At 73.9% G+C, this 20,184-nt stretch carries 18 protein-coding genes; 10 read left to right on the forward strand and 8 right to left on the reverse strand.

Annotated elements, in window-relative coordinates; translation table 11 throughout:
• The first annotated feature begins 69 nt into the window (after positions 1-69).
• Genes ABD340_RS41960 through ABD340_RS41970 form a run of 3 tightly spaced genes read left to right on the forward strand, consistent with a single transcriptional unit; the run spans position 70 to position 3,052 of the window.
• On the forward strand, positions 70-1,263 hold the full coding sequence (locus ABD340_RS41960) for an RtcB family protein (RefSeq protein WP_344597007.1): 1,194 nt from the start codon (positions 70-72) through the stop codon (positions 1,261-1,263).
• A complete protein-coding gene (locus ABD340_RS41965) occupies positions 1,260-2,087 on the forward strand; it encodes a hypothetical protein (protein ID WP_344597008.1) in 828 nt (275 codons plus the stop codon). The genes ABD340_RS41960 and ABD340_RS41965 overlap by 4 nt, the downstream gene beginning before the upstream one ends.
• A complete protein-coding gene (locus tag ABD340_RS41970; RefSeq protein ID WP_344597009.1) occupies positions 2,081-3,052 on the forward strand; it encodes a hypothetical protein in 972 nt (323 codons plus the stop codon). Before ABD340_RS41965 ends, ABD340_RS41970 begins: the two co-directional genes overlap by 7 nt.
• On the opposite strand, the gene ABD340_RS41975 is transcribed toward ABD340_RS41970, so the two are convergent.
• Positions 3,030-3,839, reverse strand: coding sequence for an alpha/beta hydrolase (locus ABD340_RS41975; RefSeq protein WP_425547520.1), 810 nt, complete (start codon positions 3,837-3,839; stop codon positions 3,030-3,032). The genes ABD340_RS41970 and ABD340_RS41975 overlap by 23 nt on opposite strands.
• A 154-nt stretch (positions 3,840-3,993) precedes the next feature.
• Between ABD340_RS41975 and moaA the strand changes: the two genes are divergently transcribed.
• From moaA to ABD340_RS41990, 3 genes are read left to right on the forward strand one after another with little or no spacing between them, the layout of a single operon-like run.
• Entirely contained in the window at positions 3,994-4,983 is a 990-nt protein-coding gene (gene moaA / locus ABD340_RS41980; protein WP_344597010.1) for a GTP 3',8-cyclase MoaA, read from the forward strand.
• A 5-nt stretch (positions 4,984-4,988) separates the two neighbouring features.
• Complete coding sequence (gene mobA, locus ABD340_RS41985) at positions 4,989-5,588, forward strand: molybdenum cofactor guanylyltransferase (RefSeq protein ID WP_344597011.1); 600 nt, start codon at positions 4,989-4,991, stop codon at positions 5,586-5,588.
• 29 nt (positions 5,589-5,617) lie between these two features.
• Positions 5,618-5,863 (forward strand): DUF6457 domain-containing protein, encoded by a 246-nt coding sequence (locus tag ABD340_RS41990; RefSeq protein WP_425547521.1) that lies wholly within the window; start codon positions 5,618-5,620, stop codon positions 5,861-5,863.
• A gap of 169 nt (positions 5,864-6,032) precedes the next feature.
• On the opposite strand, the gene ABD340_RS41995 is transcribed toward ABD340_RS41990, so the two are convergent.
• The gene (locus ABD340_RS41995) at positions 6,033-6,239 is read right to left on the reverse strand and encodes a hypothetical protein (RefSeq protein WP_344597013.1); all 207 of its coding nucleotides are present in this window, start codon (positions 6,237-6,239) and stop codon (positions 6,033-6,035) included.
• 82 nt (positions 6,240-6,321) lie between these two features.
• Here ABD340_RS41995 and ABD340_RS42000 point away from each other — a divergent pair, with 82 nt between their 5' ends.
• Positions 6,322-7,797 (forward strand): DHA2 family efflux MFS transporter permease subunit, encoded by a 1,476-nt coding sequence (locus ABD340_RS42000; RefSeq protein ID WP_344597014.1) that lies wholly within the window; start codon positions 6,322-6,324, stop codon positions 7,795-7,797.
• Here the strand turns inward: ABD340_RS42000 and ABD340_RS42005 are convergent.
• Genes ABD340_RS42005 through ABD340_RS42015 form a run of 3 tightly spaced genes read right to left on the reverse strand, consistent with a single transcriptional unit; the run spans position 7,736 to position 10,754 of the window.
• Positions 7,736-9,076, reverse strand: coding sequence for an FAD-dependent oxidoreductase (locus tag ABD340_RS42005; RefSeq protein WP_344597015.1), 1,341 nt, complete (start codon positions 9,074-9,076; stop codon positions 7,736-7,738). The genes ABD340_RS42000 and ABD340_RS42005 overlap by 62 nt on opposite strands.
• A complete protein-coding gene (locus ABD340_RS42010; protein ID WP_344597017.1) occupies positions 9,066-9,878 on the reverse strand; it encodes a tryptophan 2,3-dioxygenase in 813 nt (270 codons plus the stop codon). Before ABD340_RS42010 ends, ABD340_RS42005 begins: the two co-directional genes overlap by 11 nt.
• A gap of 60 nt (positions 9,879-9,938) precedes the next feature.
• A complete protein-coding gene (locus ABD340_RS42015; RefSeq protein WP_344597019.1) occupies positions 9,939-10,754 on the reverse strand; it encodes a thioesterase family protein in 816 nt (271 codons plus the stop codon).
• Positions 10,755-10,847: 93 nt separating this feature from the next.
• Between ABD340_RS42015 and ABD340_RS42020 the strand changes: the two genes are divergently transcribed.
• Positions 10,848-11,978 (forward strand): alpha/beta hydrolase, encoded by a 1,131-nt coding sequence (locus tag ABD340_RS42020; protein ID WP_344597021.1) that lies wholly within the window; start codon positions 10,848-10,850, stop codon positions 11,976-11,978.
• A 3-nt stretch (positions 11,979-11,981) separates the two neighbouring features.
• On the opposite strand, the gene ABD340_RS42025 is transcribed toward ABD340_RS42020, so the two are convergent.
• Positions 11,982-12,533 (reverse strand): MarR family winged helix-turn-helix transcriptional regulator, encoded by a 552-nt coding sequence (locus tag ABD340_RS42025; RefSeq protein ID WP_344597022.1) that lies wholly within the window; start codon positions 12,531-12,533, stop codon positions 11,982-11,984.
• Between the two features lie 51 nt (positions 12,534-12,584).
• Between ABD340_RS42025 and icmF the strand changes: the two genes are divergently transcribed.
• Together icmF and ABD340_RS42035 are read left to right on the forward strand one after the other, a co-directional pair.
• Complete coding sequence (icmF, locus tag ABD340_RS42030) at positions 12,585-15,797, forward strand: fused isobutyryl-CoA mutase/GTPase IcmF (RefSeq protein WP_344597537.1); 3,213 nt, start codon at positions 12,585-12,587, stop codon at positions 15,795-15,797.
• A gap of 11 nt (positions 15,798-15,808) precedes the next feature.
• Positions 15,809-16,624, forward strand: coding sequence for a helical backbone metal receptor (locus tag ABD340_RS42035; protein ID WP_344597023.1), 816 nt, complete (start codon positions 15,809-15,811; stop codon positions 16,622-16,624).
• A 27-nt stretch (positions 16,625-16,651) separates the two neighbouring features.
• On the opposite strand, the gene ABD340_RS42040 is transcribed toward ABD340_RS42035, so the two are convergent.
• Together ABD340_RS42040 and ABD340_RS42045 are read right to left on the reverse strand one after the other, a co-directional pair.
• Positions 16,652-17,803 (reverse strand): acyl-CoA dehydrogenase family protein, encoded by a 1,152-nt coding sequence (locus ABD340_RS42040; protein ID WP_344597024.1) that lies wholly within the window; start codon positions 17,801-17,803, stop codon positions 16,652-16,654.
• Between the two features lie 79 nt (positions 17,804-17,882).
• A complete protein-coding gene (locus ABD340_RS42045) occupies positions 17,883-19,889 on the reverse strand; it encodes a substrate-binding domain-containing protein (protein ID WP_344597026.1) in 2,007 nt (668 codons plus the stop codon).
• Positions 19,890-20,184: the final 295 nt, after the last annotated feature.

A 20,184-nucleotide genomic window follows, 5' to 3' on the forward strand; every position in this document is an offset into this window, starting at 1 on the left:
GGAGAGCCCTTCTCTGGCGTCATAGATCACGGTCCGGAACACACTTCCACTGTTGGAGAGGAGCAGGTGGTGCCGTACCAGACGCTCAAGGGCGGCCGCGTTCCCATCCGGATGTGGACCGACCCGGCCACCGTCGAGGACGTCGCGCTGGAGCAGCTGCGCAACGTCTCAAGCCTGCCGTGGGTGGAGGGGCTCGCGGTGATGCCCGACGTGCACTACGGGAAGGGCGCCACCGTCGGCTCGGTGATCGCGATGCGCGACGCGGTGTCCCCGGCCGCCGTCGGCGTCGACATCGGCTGCGGGATGACCGCGGTGAAGTCCACGCTCACGGTCGAGGACATGCCGGACGACCTGGCGCTGCTGCGCGGCCGTCTGGAGCGGGCGATCCCGGTCGGCCACCACTCGCACAAGCAGCCGGTGGACCCCGACGCGCTGCCCGGCCTCAAGGAACGCGGCTGGTACGCGTTCTGGAAGGAGTTCGACGACCTGCACCCGGCGGTCCGCGGCCGGTTCGGCCGGGCCCGCGGACAGCTCGGCACCCTCGGCGGCGGCAACCACTTCCTCGAAGTGTGCGCCGACACCGGCGGCGCGATCTGGGTGGTGCTGCATTCCGGGTCGCGCAACATCGGCAAGGAACTGGCCGAGCACCACGTCGAGGCGGCCCGCAAGCTGCCGCACAACCAGGATCTGCCGGACCAGGACCTGGCGGTATTCCTGACCGGCACCAGCAAGATGGACGAATACCGCCGCGACCTTTTCTGGGCGCAGGAATACGCGCGGCGCAATCGCGCCGTCATGCTCGCCCTGGCGCAGGGCGTGCTGACCAAGTATTTCGGCGCCAAGCGCTGCAAGTGGGGCGAGCTCATCTCCTGCCACCACAATTACGTGGCCGAGGAGGTCTACGACGGGGTCGAGCTCCTGGTGACCCGCAAGGGCGCGATCCGGGCCGGCGCGGGCGACCTGGGGATCATCCCGGGGTCGATGGCGACCGGCACCTACATCGTGCGGGGCCTGGGCAACGACTCCGCCTTCAACTCCGCCTCGCACGGGGCGGGGCGGAGGATGAGCCGCAACAAGGCGCGCAAGTCGTTCACGCTGGACGACCTCGCCGAGCAGACCAGGGGCGTGGAGTGCCGCAAGGACGGCGGCGTCCTCGACGAGATCCCGGGCGCCTACAAGGACCTGGAGTCGGTCATGGAGGCGCAGTCCGACCTGGTCGAGGTGGTGGCGCACCTCCGCCAGCTGGTCTGCGTGAAGGGGTGACCCGCACCCGCGGGCGATCCGCCCGGAGGCAGCGGCCCGCCAACGCGCGGGCCGCCGCCGACGGCATGAAGCTGCACCGCCGCACGATGCGCCTGGACGGCCGCGAGCACACGATCATCGGGCTGCGCCCGGGCACCGCCGTGCGGTTCAGCACCAACCTGTTCCACGGCGCCTGGCACGTGCTGTCGGACCAGCACGGGGCGCGGATGCTCGCCCGGCTCCTGTGGGGGCTGGCCTACCAGTCGCGCCCCGGGACGGTGGTGGTGATCGACCGGCCGTTCCTCAGCCCGACGCCGTTCGACGCCGACCCGGCGGACCCGATCGTGATCGTCCCGGCCTGGCACACGCCGTTCGGCGCGCAGGCCGCCCGCGCGCTGGCGCGGGCGCTGCCGCTGCGCGGCGCGCCGGACGGCACGGTGCGCTGGCGCACCCACGGCCTGGACGCCGCCCTCGCCGATTCGCAGGCCTGGTTCGACGGGAACGACCCGCACTGGATGTCCGTGGACCGCGGCCTGGTGGAGCGGGTCAACGGGCTGATCGCGCTGCGGCCCTCGAGCGCCGCGGAGATGCTCCGGTGGGCCGTGTTCACCGGGCAGCTGGACGCCACCCGCCGGTTCGGGATGGACTACGCCTACCTCGGCCTCGGGTGGCGCTGCCACGGCGGAGAGATCCAGATCTTCCGCGACTTCCGGCGGAACGTCTCGGTGGCCCGGCGGGCGCGCTCGGACGTGCTGGCGCGGCCCGGCGCGCCACGGGACGGCGCCGAACTGCGCCCGCTGATCTGGGACCGGGCATACGCGATCAAACAGCGCGGGTCATGCTGACCGCGCCGCCCGTCGCCGTGCTGCACTGCGCCCGCTGCGCTGCCGCGCTGACCGGCCCGGTCCGCCGCGTGCCGCTGCCGGAGCCGGGGACGGCGCCGCCGCTGCACCGGCCGGGCCCGAACCTCATGCCCGCGCGGACCTACGCGACCGACCCCGCCCCGCACTCGGCCGCGCGGCTGTGCGGCACGTACGTGCTCGCCCCCGGCGACGTCCACCACGTGCGGTTCATCCTCGAGAATTGCGAGATCGGCTGCTTCGGCCTGGACGGGTACCACGGCCCCAATCTGGCGTGCGCCGGGTGCGGCGCCGAGGTCGGTTCCCGCGCCGACGACTGCTACATGTGGCAGGAGACCCGGCTCTACCCCTCGGCGGTATGCGCGGAGAGCGCCGCCGCCGACGTCGTCCCGGTGGTCGCGGACGAGGGCCTCGGCCGGCGGCCGTTCCAGGACGGCGGCGACCCCGACTGGTTGTGGTTCGGGAACCTGGCGGTGGCCGCCGCCGGGGTGCTGGCACGGTCCGGGGGAGTGCCCGTCCGCTTCACCGAACGCGTCCTGCCCGTCAGGGACTTCCTGGCCGGGGCCCTGTACCGGACCTCCCACCGCGACGCCCTGCGCGGCCCGTCCGCCGGGCCGGGGGACGGGCCCTCCGTCGTCTGCGACCTCGGCGCGCCGTGGAACCTCACCGTCGGCCGCGACGACGTCCGCGTTGACGAGCACGTCTGGGCCTACCTCGCCGACGACCGCGGCAGGACCGCCGGCACCCGGTGGCGGCCCGGTCTGGCGGCGGTCGTCCACCGGGACGAGCCCGTCCACTGGGCGCACAGCGCGGACATGCTCGGCTACGGCCACTTCACCGGTCACCGCGATGTCGCCCGCGCCCTGGGGCATCGTCCGGAGCGGCACGACCCTTGGCTCGCCGGTCTCCTCCGCGAGCTGGCCCCGTTCAGGCCAGGACGCGGTCGATGAACGCGGTCACGTCGCCCAGCACCTCGTCTCGGTTGGTCTCGTTGAAGACCTCGTGCCGCGCGTCCGGGTAGATCTTCTCGGTGAGGTCGGAGCCGCGGATCGCCTCGATGCCGGTCCGGCTGCCCTCCAGGGGGACGAGCCGGTCGTCGGAGCCGTGCACCCAGAACGTCGGCAGCGCCCCCAGGGAGCCGTGCTCGTTGATCCGCCCGACGCAGTCCTGGAGCGCCCGCAACGTGGTCCGCTTGAACGGGCCGTGCCAGATCAGCGGGTCGGCGGTGTAGGCCTTCCCGACCTCGGGGTCGCGGGAGAGCGTGGCGGTGTCGATGGGGGCGTCGGGGATCTCCTCCGCCGCGAGGAGGTCGGTGAGGACGTCCCAGCGGCCCAGGACCGGCCCCGACAGCACCAGCGCGGTCAGCCCCGCGCCGTGCAACTGGGCGTAACGGGCGGCGATCAGCCCGCCCATCGAGTGCCCGATCAGGACGACCGGCGGCCCGGGATGGTCGGCGCGGGCCGACTCCACCACCGTGCGCAGGTCGGCGACGATGTCCTCGACGTCCTCGATCAGGACCCGCTCGCCCGCGGACCTGCCGTGCCCGAGGTGGTCGGGCCCGCAGACGGTCGCGCCGTGCCGCAGCAGCGTCTCGGCGACGTGCTGGTAACGGCCGAGATGCTCGCCGTAGCCGTGCGCCAGGACGGCGACGTAGCGCGGATCGGGATGCGCCCAGATCCGGGCGGTGACCGCGCCGCGCGTCCCGGCGAACTCCCATTCGCGTGCCGTCGTCGTCACGCGGACCTCCCCGTGCCAGGACCCGCCGCGCGAGGCGCGCGGGCTCGGTGATCGTCTGGCCGCTACCGTCTCCCCTGGTGCGCCGAAACGTCAACCTCGCGATTAGTGTGGAGATCTCAGGCAAATACCAGGACTCACGAGGAAAGGGGCACCCGTGCTGGTCGACAGCTTCGGTCGTACCGCGACGGATCTGCGGGTCTCCCTCACGGACCGGTGCAACCTGCGCTGCACGTACTGCATGCCGCCCGAGGGACTGGACTGGCTGCCCAAGCCGGAGCTGCTGACCGACGACGAGGTGGTGCGGCTGGTCCGGCTGGGCGTGCAGCGGCTGGGCATCACCGAGGTCCGCTACACCGGCGGTGAACCCCTGCTGCGCCGCGGCATCGCCGACATCGTGCGGCGCACCGCGGAGCTGAGCCCGCGCCCGCAGATCTCCGTGACCACCAACGGCATCGGCCTCGCCCGGCTGGCGGCGCCGCTGGCCGACGCGGGCCTGGACCGCGTCAACGTCTCGCTGGACACCCTCGACGCGGAGGTGTTCAAGCGGCTGGCGCACCGCGACCGGCTGGCCGACGTGCTGGCCGGCCTGGCCGCGGCCCGCGCCGCCGGGCTGCTCCCGGTCAAGGTCAACGCCGTGCTGATGCGCGGCGTCAACGACCACGAGGCGGTGCCGCTGCTGCGCTACTGCCTGGACCAGGGCTACCAGCTGCGGTTCATCGAGCAGATGCCGCTGGACGCCCAGCACGGCTGGACCCGGGAGAACATGATCACCGCCGATGAGATCCTCGACCGGCTCGGCGCCGCGTTCACGCTGGAGCCCGACGAGCCCGCCGAACGCGGCAGCGCCCCCGCCGAGACCTTCGTCGTGGACGGCGGCCCGGCCCGGGTCGGAGTGATCGGCTCGGTGACCCGCCCGTTCTGCGGGGCCTGCGACCGGGTCCGGCTGACCGCCGACGGGCAGATCCGCAACTGCCTGTTCGCCACCGAGGAGTCCAACCTGCGGGACGCCGTCCGCGCCGGGGCGTCCGACGAGGATCTGGCCGGCCGCTGGCGGCAGGCGGTCTGGACCAAGCGCGCCGGGCACGGCATCGACGACCCGTCCTTCCTGCAGCCGGCCCGGCCGATGTCGGCGATCGGCGGCTGAGCCCGGTGCCCGCGGACGGGGTCCGCCCGCGCGACCGGCGGTACGACGCGGTGGTGCTGGCGGGCGGGCGCGCGCGGCGGCTCGGCGGCGCCGACAAGCCGGGCGCGGCGGTGGGCGGCCGGCCGCTGATCGGCTGGGTCGCCGACGCCGTCGCGGGCGCCGGACGGCTGATCGTCGTCGGCCCGCCGCGGCCCGGGCTGCCGCACGCCGTCGTCGTGCGGGAGGATCCGCCCGGCGCCGGGCCCGTCCCGGCGCTGCGCGCCGGGCTGGCCGAGGCGCGCGCGCCGTGGACCGTGCTCCTGGCCGCCGACCTGCCCTTCCTGCGCGCCCCCCACGTCGCCGCACTGCTGGACGCGGCGGGCGAGGGCGGGGCCGTGCTGGTCGACCAGGACGGGCGCGAGCAGTGGCTGGCGGGCTGCTGGCCGACCGGCGCGCTGCGCACCGCCCTCGCCGCCTACGCGGGCGGCTCGCTGCGCGGACTGCTCGGCCCGCTGGTCCCGGTCCCGGTGTCCTTGGCGGCGGGGGAGCGGCCGCCGTGGTACGACTGCGACACCCCGGACGCCCTCGTCCACGCCGACCGGCTGGCGGCCCCGTACGATCCGTGATGATCTGACGTGAGCCGGAGGGAGCCCTCGTGCTGGAGGACTGGATGGAGGCGGTCTGCCTGGAACTGGGCCTGGACCGCAAGGACGTCGACCGCGATCTGGTGCTGGACCTGGCCCGGGACGTCGCGCACGGCGTGGCGCGTCCCGCCGCGCCGCTGACCACGTTTCTGCTGGGCCTGGCCGTGGGGCGGGGCGTGCCCGCCCGGGACGCCGCCGCCCGCATCACCGAGATGGCCGAGCGCTGGCGGCCCGAACGGGCGGGCCAGGAGGGCTAGGGCCTGCCCCGAAGCGGCCTCAGGTACCGCGCGAGTGCGCTACCTGGCCGGGGAGGCGATGCCGGAGGCGAGCGTCACCGGCCAGATCGCGAAGCGATGCCGCGCTCGCACCAAGCCCGGTCAGGGTGCGAGCCGCCAGGCGAGCGCCCTGGGCCGGGATTGCAAAAAATCAGGGCCGGTCGCGTTCGTCGACGGGGACCACGTCGCGCAGGAATTCGCGGCGGTCCAGGAACGCCGACAGGCTTTCCCGGTGCTCGTCGCAGGCCAGCCAGATCTTCCGCCGCTCCGGGGTGTGGATCTTGGGATTGTTCCAGCGGAGCGCCCACACGGCGTCGGCCCGGCAGCCCTTCGCCGAGCACTGGAGTTCTTCGGTCACCCGTTCACCTTGGCACAGGCCGCCGCGTCCCGGACCGGCCGGGCGGGGTTTGCGGCGCCCCGCCCCGGACATGATCAGTTCCGTGCGGACCGAGAGCACCGGCACGGACCGGCGCCGCTGGCAGGCGCTTTCGGTGTGCCTGGTGGCCGCGTTCATGACCTTGCTGGACATCAGCATCGTCAACGTCGCGCTCCCCTCGATCCGGGAGGGCCTGCACGCGTCCGAGGGCGCGCTGCAATGGACCCTGTCGGGGTACGCGCTGGCGTTCGGGCTGGTGCTCGTCCCGGCCGGGCGGCTGGGCGACGCGCGCAGCCGCCGCGCGGTCTTCATGACCGGCCTCGCCCTGTTCACCCTCGCCAGCGCGCTGGCCGGGGCGGCTCCGGCGATGTGGTGGCTGATCGCCGCCCGGCTGCTGCAGGGCGTCGCGGGCGGCGTGCTGAACCCGCAGGTGGCGGGGCTGATCCAGCAGCTGTTCCAGGGCGCCGAACGAGGCCGGGCCTTCGGGGCGCTGGGCGCCACCATCGGGGTCGCGACCGCGGTGGGCCCGATGCTGGGCGGCGCGCTGATCTCGCTGGCCGGCACCGAGCACGGCTGGCGCTGGATCTTCTTCGTCAACATCCCGGTGGGCCTGGTCGCGCTGCCGCTGGCGTGGCGGCTGCTGCCCGCCCCGGTGCGCGGGGAGCGGCTCGCCCTGGACCCGGTCGGGGTGGTGCTGCTCGGCGCCGGGGTCGTGACCGCCATGCTGCCGTTCCTGCAGGAGCGCCAGTGGCAGGGCCTTGCCAAGTGGCTGCTCATTCCGGTGGCCGCGGTCGTGCTCGCGGGCTTCGTGGCCTGGGAGCGGCGGCACCCGGCCCCGCTGGCCGACCTGGGCCTGTTCCGGCGGCGCTCGTACGCGCTGGGCGCGGCGATCGCGCTGCTGTACTTCGCCGGGTTCACCGCGATCTTCTTCATCTTCACCCTCTACCTCCAGAACGGCCTCGGCTACAGCGCGTTCTACGCCGGGCTGGCGGTCACGCCGTTCGCGGTCGGCTCGGGGGTGGCCGCCGCGATCGGCGGACGGCTGGTGTCGCGGTTCGGCCGGCCGCTGGTCGCCTTGGGCCTGGTGCTGGTGGCGGCCGGCCTGGTCGCCGTCTGGATCGCGGTCGAGGTAAACCCGGGCCGCGGGGTCGCCTGGGTCACCGCGCTGCCGCTGCTGGTGGTGGGCGTGGGCAGCGGCCTGGTGATCGCGCCCAACCAGACCATCACGCTGTCGGAGGTGCCCTACACCCAGGGCGGCAGCGCGGCCGGGGTGCTGCAGACCGGGCAGCGGATGGGCACCGCCGCCGGGGTCGCGGCGGTCGGCGCGGTGTTCTTCGCGACCCTCGCGGGGACGCGCGGCGACTGGGCGGCGGCGTTCCGGCACGGGCTGGTGGTGATCCTGGGGTTGGTGCTGGCCGCGCTGGCCACCGCGCTGGCCGACCTGGTCGCCGGACGGCGTCGCGCCCGCCCTTCCGGCCCTAGCGGGACCGGCGGGACCGGCGGGACAGCGCGCGAACCGACAGCGCGGCCGCCAGCGTGAGCCCCGCCACCGCCCCCGCCGCCGCGCCGAGGACGAGGTTCTGCCGCCGCAGCCGCGCCGGGATCTGCGCGTACGGGACGGTGGTGAACGACACCAGTTCGTACCGGGAGGCGTACCGTCCGGCCAGCCGCCGTTCCAGGGCGTGCTGTGCGGCCCGCGTCAGGCGGAACACCGGCGAGGACACCCTGTCGCGCATCTCGACGAAGTTGTCCAGGGCCATTTCGGCGATCGCGTCGGTGTTGGGCTTGCGCCGCTCCTGGTAGAGGGCGAGCGCCCGGTCCCAGCGGCCCCCTGTCTCCTCCAGGCAGCGGTCGATCTCGATGCAGTCCTCGAAGGCGCAGTTGGCGCCCTGCCCGAAGAACGGCACGATTGCGTGCGCGGCGTCGCCGAGCAGCGCCACCAGCGTCCCGCCGGCGTCCCGTACCCAGGGCCGGCAGCGCACGGTGACCAGCGAGCCGACCGGGTTGCGGGCGAAGTCGCCCGCGAGGTCGGGCATCAGCCCGGCCGTGTCCGGATAGTGCTCCTTGAAGTGGGCGAGGACCCGTTCGGGGGTGTCGAGCGCGGCGAAGTCGCCCTTCGGCCAGAACAGCGTGCAGGTGAAGGAGCGGTCCAGGTTCGGCAGTGCGATCATCATCGCGGTGCCGCGGGGCCAGATGTGCAGCGCGTCCGGGTCGAGGGCGAAGCCGTCCCCGCGCGGCGGGATCGTCAGCTCCTTGTAGCCGTGCTCCAGGAAGTCGTGGTCGCGGCCGAAGCCGTCGAGCGACCCGCGCACCGCGCTGTAGGCGCCGTCACAGGCAAGGACGACGCCGGCGGGGTCGCCCGGGAGGCCGTCCACCAGCAGCCGGCCGCCCTCGACGCCGGTCACCCGCTGGGAGAAGCGCAGCCGCACGCCCGGGGTGGACTCGGCGGCGTCCAGCAGCGCGTGGTTCAGCTCGGCGCGGCTGATCGAGTTGATCGCGCGGCCGCCGTCGGCGCTGTAGGACTGGAAGTTGGGCGCGGCGTGCTGCCCCCGGGAGGGCGGGTGGACCATGCGGCCGTGCATGGGCAGGGCGCGCTCCAGGGCCTGCTTGCGCAGCCCGACCTGTTCCAGCGCGGCCAGCCCGCGCGCCGAGACCGCCAGGTTGATCGAGCGGCCGCGCTCGGGCCCGGCGGCCCTGGGGTCGGGGCGCCGCTCGTACACCGTCACCTCGATGCCGCGCCGCCCGAGCAGGGTGGCCAGGAGGCAGCCCGCCAGCCCGGCCCCGACGATCGCGACCCGCTCCGCCGTCTCATCCGTCATGGCCGGCCGTCTCCTCGATCTGCGAGCGGACCTCCCAGAGATCCGGGAACGCGGGCGTGAACAGCGTGGAGCGCAGGTAGTCGGCGCCGGCCGAGCCGCCGGTGCCGAGCTTGGCGCCGATCGTGCGCTCCACCATCTTGACGTGCCGGTACCGCCATTCCTGCACGCCCTCGTCGACGTCCACCAGGGCCTCGCAGACCTCGGCGGCGGGCGCGTTCTCGTCGGCGTACACCGCCAGCAGCGCCCGCTGCACGGCCGGGTCGGGCGTCCACGGCGCGGCCGGGTCGCGGTCGAGCGCGGCGCGCGGGACGGCGTACCCGTGGTGGTCCAGGTAGCGCAGCAGCGAGTCGAACAGCGACGGGCGGGCCGCCGCCGCGCGCAGCCGCGGGTCGGCTCGCAGGTCGGAGGCGGGGAAGGCGCGGCGGCCCAGCACCGCCTCGATCTCGCGGAACTGCTCGGACTGGAAGCCGCTGGAGGTGCCCAGCGCGTCCCGGAAGGAGGCGAACTGGCGGGGCGTCATCGTCTCCAGGACGTCCAGCTGCCCCACCACGGTCTTGAGGATCTTGGCGATCCGGCGCGCGGTGTGCAGCGCCCCGGCGCTGCGGCCCTCCTCCAGCCTGCGCTGCAGCAGCTCGGCCTCGTGCAGGATCTGCTTGAACCACAGCTCGTACACCTGGTGGATGATCACGAACAGCAGCTCGTCGTGCGCCCCGGTGCGCGGCTCCTGGCAGTCCAGCAGCCGGTCCAGCCGCAGGTAGCCCCCGTAGGTGAGGGGATCCGGATCACCCTTGGGCATGGTCATCGACGCTCTCCTCGAGCCCGCCGCCCCGGCACCGCGCCGTACCGGCCGATCTTCGGCAGACTATCCCGCGGGAAGGCCGTCCACCAGGAGGGTCTGCAGCGCCCGGCCGAACCCGCCGGAGGAGTCGGCGAGCCGGGCCTCGGCCAGCGCGCTGCCGCCCGGATCGGCGTTGATCCGGGCCCGCATGAAGATCCACTCGCCGACCGGGTCGCGGTGCAGCGCCACGGTGAGGTCGGTGTTGATGATCAGCCATTTGGCGAGGTCGAGCTGGCTGCCGATGCCCGAGGCGCTGTCGGCCAGCGTCAGCGCGCGCACCAGCGGCGAGTCGGCCTCCCCGGCGACCAGCGGCACGCGCGCGCGGGCCCACACCGCGCCGGGCCCGGGACGGTTGAAGGAGCCCTCGACGGGGCGCCACTCCATCGCCGCCAGGTAGCCGTCCGCGTGCATGCCGGGCCACCGGTCGATCGGACGGGACGTCGTGGGCAGCGGCGGCGGGGGCGGGGAATGGTCGGTGGACTCCAGCCGGCCGGGCGCGGCTGCGATCCGCCAGGCGGTGGCGCGGACGATCGGGCCGTCCTCGCCCAGCAGTTCGCCCTCCAGCAGGGAGACCCGGCGGCCGGGCCGGACGGTGCGGACGACGGCTCGCAGCGGCGCGACCGGCACCGGTCCCAGGATCTCCACCGTCACCCGCGCCACCCGCGTGCCGGGGGACGGGTCGTGCCGCTCGAACGCCCGGCCGACCAGCGCCGACACCGGCCCGGCGTGCTGGAAGCCAGGGGACCAGGGGCCCGCCGTCGCCGTGGTGCTGGTGAAGCGGTCCTGGTCGAGCGGCTCGTAGAAGGCCGCGGCGGGCAGGGGCGGCCCGTCTTCGCTCATCTTTCCCTCCCGGTCGGTGTCGCGCGGGATCAGGCTACGGCACGTGCGCTACCCTTCCCGAATCACGTTCGGTTCGCGCGAGGGAGGGTGCGGATGGCCGGGCTCGGCAGGGAGGTCGGCAGGGAGATCGCCAGGGAGTTCGTCGGTCTGCCGTCGCCGCTGATCGGCCGGGCGGGCGCGGGCGGCCACCCGTGCCAGGGCCTCTACCACCGTCCGGCGAGCGGGCCGGCGCCCAGGACGGCGTTCATCGCCGCGCATTACAACGTCGACTTCTCCGAGCACTACCTGGCCTCCTACCTGGCCGAGCGCGGCTACGGCTTCCTCGGCTGGAACACCCGGTTCCGGGGGAACGAACCGTACTTCCTGCTCGACCACGCCCTGGCCGAGATCGGGGTCGGCGTCCGCTGGCTGCGGGAGCGGGCCGGGGTGGAACGGGTGATCCTGCTCGGCAACTCCGGCGGCGGCTCGCTGATGGCCGCCTACCAGTCGCAGGCGGTGGAGCCGAACGTCGTCCCGGTGGCCGGGATGCGGCCCGTCGAGGCGATCGAGAATCTGCCCGCCGGGGACCTGTTCGTCGCGCTGGCCGCCCACTCGGGCCGTCCCGAGGTGCTCACCGCCTGGATGGACCCCTCGGTGACCGACGAGACCGACGCGCTGTCGGCCGACCCGGCGCTCGACCCGTTCGACCCGGAGAACGGGCCGCCCTACGGCGCCGCGTTCCAGGAGCGCTACCGGGCGGCGCAGCGCGCCCGCAACGAGCGCATCACCGACCGGGTGCTGGCCGAGCTGGACGCGCTGAAGGGCACCCGGGCCCGGGACCGGCTGTTCAACGTCCACCGGACCTGGGCGGACCTGCGGATGATCGATCCGGCGATCGAGCCGTCCGAGCGCGTCCCGAACCGGTGCTACCTGGGCGATCCGCGGGCCGCCAACTACGGCGTCTTCGGCATCGGCTCGGTGTGCACGCTGCGTACGTGGCTGTCGATGTGGAGCCTGCGCACCTCGCAGTGCGTCGCAGCCCCGCACCTGGCGCGCATCACCGTCCCGTCGCTGGTGGTGCACGCCACCGCCGACGAGTGCGTGTACGACAGCGACGCGCGGGCGGTCTTCGGGGCGCTGGCCGCGCGGGACAAGCGCCTGGAGTTCATCAAGGACGAGCACTATCTGCGCGCCTCCCGCCCCCGCGCGGCCGACCTCATCGACGCCTGGGTCCGCGAGCGCTGACCATCAGCGGGGCTCGCCGGTGACGTCCCCGGCCGAGACGCGGACGGTGTGCAGCGCCCGGGTGATCGCTGCGGCCTGCTCGGGGGTGAGATCGGGCAGTCCGAACTCGGCCTCGTGCAGAGCGGCGGTCGCCTCCTCGGCCAGCTCCCGGCCCGCCGGGGTGATGGCCGCCAGCACGACGCGGCGGTCGTCGGGGGAGGGGCGGCGCTCGACCAGCCCGCGCTGCTCCAGCCGTCCGATCACGTTGGTGACCGAGGCGGGATGGACCATCAGGCGGGCGCCGACCTTGCCCATCGGCAGCGTGCCGGTGCGGGTGAAGGCCAGCAGGCGCAGCGCCTCGTAGGCCGCGAAGGTGAGGCCGTGCGGCTTGAGCGCCGCCTCGACCATGCTGAGCAGCAGCTGCTGGGCCCGCATCACCGAGGTGACGGCGGCCATGCGGTCGGCGTGCTCGGGCCACCGGGCGCTCCACTGGCGGTGGGCCTCGGCGATCGGGTCGGGGGCGTCGGGCACCGCACCACCGTACGTCACCTGCGCTGTCTTGACGGGCTCGCTCACGGAAAGTATTTTAGCTTCCAAATATTAGAAGTCCAAGGGGTTGGAATGGACATGCACGTCCCGGAGCATCCGGTGCGGTTCGTGACGGCGGCCGCGCTGTTCGACGGGCACGACGCGGCCATCAACATCATGCGGCGCATCCTGCAGTCGCAGGGCGCCGAGGTGGTCCATCTGGGACACGACCGCTCGGTCCGCGAGGTCGTCGACGCGGTCCTGGAGGAGGACGCCCAGGGCGTCGCGATCTCCTCCTACCAGGGCGGGCACGTGGAGTACTTCGAATACCTCGCGCGCTCGCTGGCCGAGGCCGGCGCCGGGCACGTGCGGGTGTTCGGCGGGGGCGGCGGCGTCATCGTCCCCGAGGAGATCGAGCGGCTGGCCGCCGCCGGCGTGCGGATCTTCTCGCCCGAGGACGGCCAGCGGCTCGGCCTGGCCGGGATGATCAACGAGCTGGTGCGGGACTGCGACGTCGACCTGGCCGCCGAGCCGGTCCCCATCGAGGCCGTCCTGGCGGGGGAGCGGCCCGCGCTGGCCCGCGCGATCACCTGCCTGCAGGCCGGCGCGCTGCCGGACGGCGACCGGCGGGCGCTGGCCCAGGCCGCGGCGCGGCGGACCGTGCCCGTGCTCGGCATCACCGGCACCGGCGGCTCCGGCAAGTCCTCCCTGACCGACGAGCTGGTCCGGCGGCTGCGCACCGACCAGCAGGACAAGGTGCGGGTCGCGGTGCTGGCCGTCGACCCGACCCGGCGGCGCGGCGGCGGCGCGCTGCTGGGCGACCGCATCCGGATGAACGCCCTGGACGGCGACCACGTGTTCTTCCGCTCGCTGGCCACCCGCGGCGCCCGCGAGCTGCCCGAGAACATCGAGGGCGTGATCGAGGCGTGCAAGGCCGCCGGCTACGACCTGGTGATCCTGGAGACCCCCGGCATCGGCCAGGGCGACGCGGCGATCGTGCCGCTGGCCGACGTGTCCCTGTACGTGATGACGCCCGAGTTCGGCGCCGCGTCCCAGCTCGAGAAGATCGACATGCTGGACTTCGCCGACGTGGTGGCGATCAACAAGTTCGAGCGGCGCGGCGCCGCCGACGCGCTCCGCGACGTGTCCCGCCAGTTGGTGCGCAACCGGGAGGCGTTCGGGGCGCGGCCGGAGGACATGCCGGTGTTCGGCACCAGCGCCGCCACGTTCAACGACGACGGCGTCACCGCCCTCTACCAGCACCTGATCGGGGCGCTGGGCGTCGAGCGCGGGGTGCTGCCCGAGGTCGGCACGAAGATCTCCACGGGCGCGGCGCAGATCGTCCCGTCGGCCCGGGTCCGCTACCTGTCGGAGATCGCCGAGACGGTGCGCGGCTACCACGCCGAGACCGTCGCGCAGATCGCCGCGGTGCGGCGCGTCCAGCGGCTGGACGAGGTCCGCGGCGAGCTGGCCGAGGGCGGGTCGGACGCGGCCGCGCAGGAGGTCGGCGGGCTGCTGGAGAAGGCGCGCCGGGAGGTCTCCGCCGAGTCGGGCGGGCTGGTCGAGGAGTGGCCGGCGGTGGCCGAGTCCTACTCCGGGGACGAGCAGGTCGTCCGGATCCGCGACAAGGAGCTGCGCACGGCGCTGACCCGCGAGTCGCTGTCGGGCAGCCGGATCCCCCGCGTCGCCCTGCCCCGCTACCGCGACCACGGCGAGCTGCTGCGCTTCCTGCGGAACGAGAACCTGCCGGGCCGCTTCCCGTTCACCGGCGGGGTGTTCCCGTTCAAGCGCGACAACGAGGACCCGGCGCGGATGTTCGCCGGGGAGGGCGACCCGTTCCGCACCAACCGGCGCTTCAAGCTGCTGTCGGAGGGGCAGCCCGCGACCCGGCTGTCGACCGCGTTCGACTCGGTGACCCTCTACGGGCGCGACCCCGACGAGCGGCCCGACGTGTACGGCAAGGTCGGCACCTCCGGCGTCTCGATCGCCACGCTGGACGACATGAAGGCGCTCTACGACGGGTTCGACCTGTCCGCGCCGACCACCTCGGTGTCGATGACCATCAACGGCCCGGCCCCCACCATCCTGGCGTTCTTCCTCAACACCGCGATCGACCGGGGCCTGGACGCCTTCCGCGCCGAGCACGGGCGGGAGCCGTCCGGGGAGGAGGCGGCCGCGATCAGGGCGCGGGTGCTGGGCACGGTGCGCGGCACCGTCCAGGCCGACATCCTCAAGGAGGACCAGGGCCAGAACACCTGCATCTTCTCCACCGAGTTCTCGCTGCGGATGATGGGCGACATCCAGCAGTGGTTCATCGAGCAGGGCGTCCGCAACTTCTACTCGGTGTCGATCTCCGGCTACCACATCGCCGAGGCGGGGGCCAACCCCATCAGCCAGCTGGCGTTCACCCTCGCCAACGGCTTCACCTACGTGGAGTCGTACCTGGCCCGCGGCATGGACGTCGACGACTTCGCGCCCAACCTGTCGTTCTTCTTCTCCAACGGCATGGACCCCGAGTACTCGGTGCTCGGCCGGGTCGCGCGGCGCGTGTGGGCCGTGGCGATGCGCGAGCGGTACGGCGCGAACGAGCGCAGCCAGAAGCTGAAGTACCACGTGCAGACCTCGGGCCGCTCGCTGCACGCCCAGGAGATGCACTTCAACGACATCCGCACCACCCTGCAGGCCCTCATCGCGATCTACGACAACTGCAACAGCCTGCACACCAACGCCTACGACGAGGCCGTCACCACGCCGACCGCCGAGTCCGTCCGCCGCGCCCTGGCCATCCAGATGATCATCAACCGGGAGTGGGGCCTGGCGATGAACGAGAACCCGCTGCAGGGCTCGTTCGTCATCGACGATCTGACCGACCTGGTCGAAGAGGCGGTGCTGGCCGAGTTCGACCGGATCAGCGAGCGCGGCGGGGTGCTGGGCGCGATGGAGACCGGCTACCAGCGCGGCCGCATCCAGGACGAGTCGATGCTGTACGAGCACCGCAAGCACGACGGCTCGCTGCCCATCATCGGCGTCAACACCTTCCGCAGCCCGGGCGGCGACGGCGACGAGGGCGGCAAGGCGCTGGAGCTGGCCCGCGCCACCGAGGAGGAGAAGCGCTCGCAGCTGGACCGCGTCCGCGGCTTCCAGCAGCGCAACGGCGGCGAGGCGCAGGCCGCGCTGGAGGCGCTGAAGGAGGCGGCCCGGTCCGGCGGGAACGTCTTCGCCGTCCTTATGGACGCGGCGCGGGTGTGCAGCCTCCAGCAGGTCACCGAGGCGTTCTTCGAAGTGGGCGGCCAGTACCGCCGCAACGTCTGACGGGTCCGCCGATGGCTCCGCCGAGAGACGACACCGGCGCCCCGGTCCCCGTCCCGGACCGGGTGCGCCGGGTCGTGTCCCTGGTCCCCTCGCTGACCGAGACGATCGCCGAGACCGCGCCCGGGCTGCTGGCGGGCGCGACCGACTGGTGCACCCACCCCGCGGGCCTGGACGTGCCGCGGGTGCGCGGCACCAAGAACCCCGACCTGGACCGGATCGCCGGCCTGCGCCCCGACCTGGTGGTCGGCAACACCGAGGAGAACCGCGTCCCCGACATCGAGGCGCTGCGCGGACGCGGGATCCCGGTCTGGATGACCGAGATCCGCACGGTCGACGAGGCCCTGGTCTCGCTGCGCCGCATGCTCGCCGAGGCGTGCGGCGTCCCGGCCCCGGGCTGGCTGGACGCGGCCGCCCGCGTCTGGGGAGGGCCGCGGCCCGAGGGGCCCCGCCGCCGCGCGATCGTCCCGATCTGGCGGCGGCCGTGGATGGTCGTGGGGCACGGCACGTTCACCGGCGACGTCCTGGCCCGGCTCGGCGTGGACAACCTCTACGCCGGCCACGCCGAGCGCTACCCGAAGATCCCGCTCGGCGAGCTGAACGCGGCCGGTGCCGATCTGGTCGTGCTGCCCGACGAGCCGTACCGGTTCACCGCCGGCGACGGCCCCGAGGGCTTCCCCGGCCTCGACGCGGCGCTGGTCAGCGGCCGCCACCTGACCTGGTACGGCCCGTCGCTGGTGGAGGCGCCGCGGGTGCTGGCGCGGCAGCTGGACGAGCCCGTCCGCGCGGATCCCGGCGGGGCCCGGCCACCGCGCGGCCGCCGGGCATGACCGGTCGGGCTTCGGGCCGCCGGGGCGTCAGACCCCCAGGTCCTTGGCGATGATCGTCTTCAGTACCTCGCTGGTGCCCCCGTAGATGCGGGTCACGCGGGCGTCGGCGTACAGCCGCGCGATCGGATACTCCAGGATGTAGCCGTACCCGCCGTGCAGCTGCAGGCACTTGTCGACGACGCGGGCCTGGACCTCGGTGCAGAACAGTTTGGCCTTGGCGGCGTCGGCGGGGGTCAGCTCCCCGGCGTCCAGCGCCTCCGTGCACCGGTCGACCAGCGACTGCGCCGCCTCCACCTCCGTCGCGCACTCGGCGAGCACGAACTTGGTGTTCTGGAACGAGGAGACGGTCTTGCCGAAGACGGTGCGCTCCTGGACGTACTTCTTGGCGAAGTCCACGGCGGCGGCCGCCGAGGCGTAGGAGGACGCCGCGATGCCCAGCCGCTCCTCGGCCAGGTTGTGGGTGAGGTACTCGAATCCGCGTCCCTCCTCGCCGAGCAGGTCCCCGGCCGGCACCAGCACGTCGCTGAACGACAGCTCGGCGGTGTCCGAGCTGCGCAGCCCGATCTTCTCCAGCTTGCGGCCGACCGCGTAGCCCTCGCTCCTGGTGTCCACCGCGAGGATGGACAGGCCGGCGCGGCGGTTCTCGGGGTCGGCGGGGGAGGTGCGGGCCACCACCAGCACCCGGTCGGCCAGCACGCCGCCGGTGATGAAGGTCTTGGCGCCGTTGAGGATGTAGTGGTCGCCGTCGCGTTTGGCGGTGGTCTGCACCCCGGCCAGGTCGGAGCCGGTGCCGGGCTCGGTCATCGCGATGGCGGTCATCATGTCGCCGGACACGAAGTCGGGCAGCCAGCGCTTCTTCTGCTCCCGGTCGCCGTACTTGAGCAGGTAGGGCAGGACGAGGTTGACGTGCACCCCGTAGCCGCCGAAGCTCACTCCGGCGCGGGCGCACTCCTCGGAGATCAACAGCTGGTACTTGAAGCCGGCCTCGCCCGCGCCGCCGTACTCCTCGGGCACCGTGATGCCGAAGACGCCCAGCTCGCCCAGCTTGTTGTAGAAGTCGCGGGGCGGGTGCCCGGCCTCCTCCCACGCGTCGTACACCGGTGCGACCTCGGCGGCGATGAAGTCCCTGACGGTCGCCCGGAACGCCTCATGGTCCTCGTTGAACACGGTACGGCGCACGGCCCGCTCCCTCTCTGGTCCGGATTGCAACGGAACGCCAAGCTACTTGGAATCCGATTCTAGAATCAATCGCGGCCGGTCAGCAGGACGGGGCGCAGACCCGGCGCGAGACCGCCTGGAGGAACAGCTTCTGCACCTCCCCGGGCGTCTGGGCCACCAGCACGTCGCCCCGGGTCGCGCGGGCGATCTGCCGCAGCTCGTCCACGTCCACGTCCCGGCCGTAGCCGAACATGATCACCTGGACCGGGCGCCCGGGGTCGTAGGCCGCGCCCAACCGGTCCAGGGTCTCCTTCAGGCTCGGGCCGCCCGGGTCGTCGTTGCGGCCGTCGGTCCACAGCAGCACCGAGTTCACGAACTCCGGCTTGTAGGTCCGCTTCATGTGGTCGAACGCGGCCACGACCGTGTCGTACAGGCCGGTGTCGCCTTCGTGCACGGCCCGGATCCGCGCGAACGCCGACAGGACCAGCTGGCGCCGGGTGGCCGACCCGAGCCGCTCGCCCAGCGGGCCCACGCTCACCAGCTCGCGCCAGTCCTGGCCGCCCTCCAGCCCGGTGGAGAACACCCACTGCCCCAGTTCGGTGTCGTCGGGCAGCAGCGACAGCCCGCCCTGCGCCGTGCGCACCGTGGACTGCAGCCGGGTGACGTCCGGGGCGACCTCCTCCTCCATCGAGCCGGAGACGTCGATGACGCTCAGCATCCGGATGCCCAGCGACAGCCGCGCCCACGACTGCATGATCCGCTGGACGTCGGCGGGGGCCGGGGCGGGCAGCAGCCGCGGCGACCTCGGGTCCACCCCCCGCTGCCCGCCGAACGCGCCCGGGGCCTTGCCGCTGGGCGAGCGGAACCCGAGGCCCTGCAGGTCCCCCCGGGTCCTCTCGCCGGTCAGCTCCTCCTCCAGGAGCCGGGCCGCCTGCGCCTTGCCGTCGTCCCCGCCGCCCCCGGAGCCCGCGGCCCCGACCAAGGTGATCTGGTAGTCCATCGCCATCGTCCCCTCGGACGGGTACACCGCGACGGCGGGCTCGGCGGGCCCGCGCCCGTTGTAGGCGAAGACCGCCTGCTCGGGCGCGAGCGCGACCGGGTGCCGGCCCTGCCGGTCGCGCCGGAACGAGGCGAACTCGGCCTGCACCGACGGTGTCACGCTCTCGCGCAGCGTCCGCACCACGCCGGTGAACCCGGCGTCCCCGCCGCCCCCGGAGTTCAGCAGTTCGTCGGCCAGCAGCACCGAGCCCATCCCGGTCGCGGTCCGGGCGGGGTCGGGCACCTTCAGCCGCACCAGCCCCGGCGGGATCCGGGTCGTCGCCGCGCCGGCGGCCGGGTCGTCGCCCGTGGCGCCCGCGGCGGTGAGGAGCTCCGCCCAGGACGGCGGGGCGCCGCTCTGGGCGCCGAGGCGCTGCGCGAGCGTGCCGGGCACCGCCACCACGATGGGGGTGGACGCCAGCGACCGGCGGGGCACGATCGGCACGTCGTCCCCTCCGGCGGTCCGTCCGCCGCTGAGCGGACGCTGCGCCATGACGGCCCACAGCGACGAGTCGGGGATCCACACGTCCGGCCGTTCGGTGACGCCGGCGACGCCCCGTCCCGACAGGAGCGTGGACACCGCCGCCGGGTCCGAGGCGGTGACCCGGGCGCGGGCGCAGCGGTCCCCGATCTCGTGCCCGGCGTCGTTGAACCGGCCCGCGGCCTCGGTCACGACCGCGGCGACCTCGGGCGCCGCGGACACGTTCAGCGTGATGGCGTCCTCGCCGCCGCAGTCCCCGGCGCCGGCGAGCGCGAACACGCTCAGCCCGGCCAGCACGCTCAGCGCCGCCGCGCCCGCCATCGGGCCCCAGAACGGGGCGCCGCGGCGCCGCCTGCCCGGCGCGGTGTGGCGGCCGCCCGGGGCGGTGTGGCGGCCGGGCGGGCGTGCGGGCGGGCGGACGGGCCCGGCCGGGCGCGGGGGCGCGAGGTGGGGCCGGGCGGGCGGACGGGGCCGGAACGGTCCGGGCACGGGACGGCCGGGTCCGCCGCTCCGGCCAGGCGGGACGGCCCGTCCGGCAGGCTCGCGGTTCTTCGGGATCCACTCGGGCACGTCGTCGCGGCCGTTCATCGCCGGACTCCCGTGATCGTCATGACTGGCACCTTCGCCGCGCGGGGACGGATCTTGAGACAGATGGATGATCTGTCTCAGTGAGGTTGTGATGCTCGTCTCCTTCACCGCGCCCGTCAAGCGGCACACGCAAGGAATCCAAGGAGACGCAGGCAAGATCAATCCGGCCGGGGATCGATGGGCCTGGCCGGACAAGGCCAGAGTCGGGTCTTGCCATCCCCGGCGCCGCCGTCGGCGGGCGGGAGGGCCGCCTGCCGGACCCGGCCCGGTCGGCACGCCGGTCGGCACGCGGCGT

Source organism: Actinomadura vinacea, assembly GCF_039532545.1.
Lineage (GTDB): Bacteria > Actinomycetota > Actinomycetes > Streptosporangiales > Streptosporangiaceae > Spirillospora > Spirillospora vinacea.

What these genes read in the sequence shown, in the direction of transcription:
- ABD340_RS41970 (WP_344597009.1), top strand. Translation starts at nt 2,081, where the DNA reads ATGCTGACCGCGCCGCCCGTCGCCGTGCTGCACTGCGCCCGCTGCGCT.
- ABD340_RS42005 (WP_344597015.1), bottom strand. Translation starts at nt 9,076, where the DNA reads ATGACGGATGAGACGGCGGAGCGGGTCGCGATCGTCGGGGCCGGGCTG.
- ABD340_RS42010 (WP_344597017.1), bottom strand. Translation starts at nt 9,878, where the DNA reads ATGACCATGCCCAAGGGTGATCCGGATCCCCTCACCTACGGGGGCTAC.
- ABD340_RS42015 (WP_344597019.1), bottom strand. Translation starts at nt 10,754, where the DNA reads ATGAGCGAAGACGGGCCGCCCCTGCCCGCCGCGGCCTTCTACGAGCCG.
- ABD340_RS42020 (WP_344597021.1), top strand. Translation starts at nt 10,848, where the DNA reads ATGGCCGGGCTCGGCAGGGAGGTCGGCAGGGAGATCGCCAGGGAGTTC.
- icmF (WP_344597537.1), top strand. Translation starts at nt 12,585, where the DNA reads ATGCACGTCCCGGAGCATCCGGTGCGGTTCGTGACGGCGGCCGCGCTG.
- ABD340_RS42035 (WP_344597023.1), top strand. Translation starts at nt 15,809, where the DNA reads ATGGCTCCGCCGAGAGACGACACCGGCGCCCCGGTCCCCGTCCCGGAC.
- ABD340_RS42045 (WP_344597026.1), bottom strand. Translation starts at nt 19,889, where the DNA reads ATGAACGGCCGCGACGACGTGCCCGAGTGGATCCCGAAGAACCGCGAG.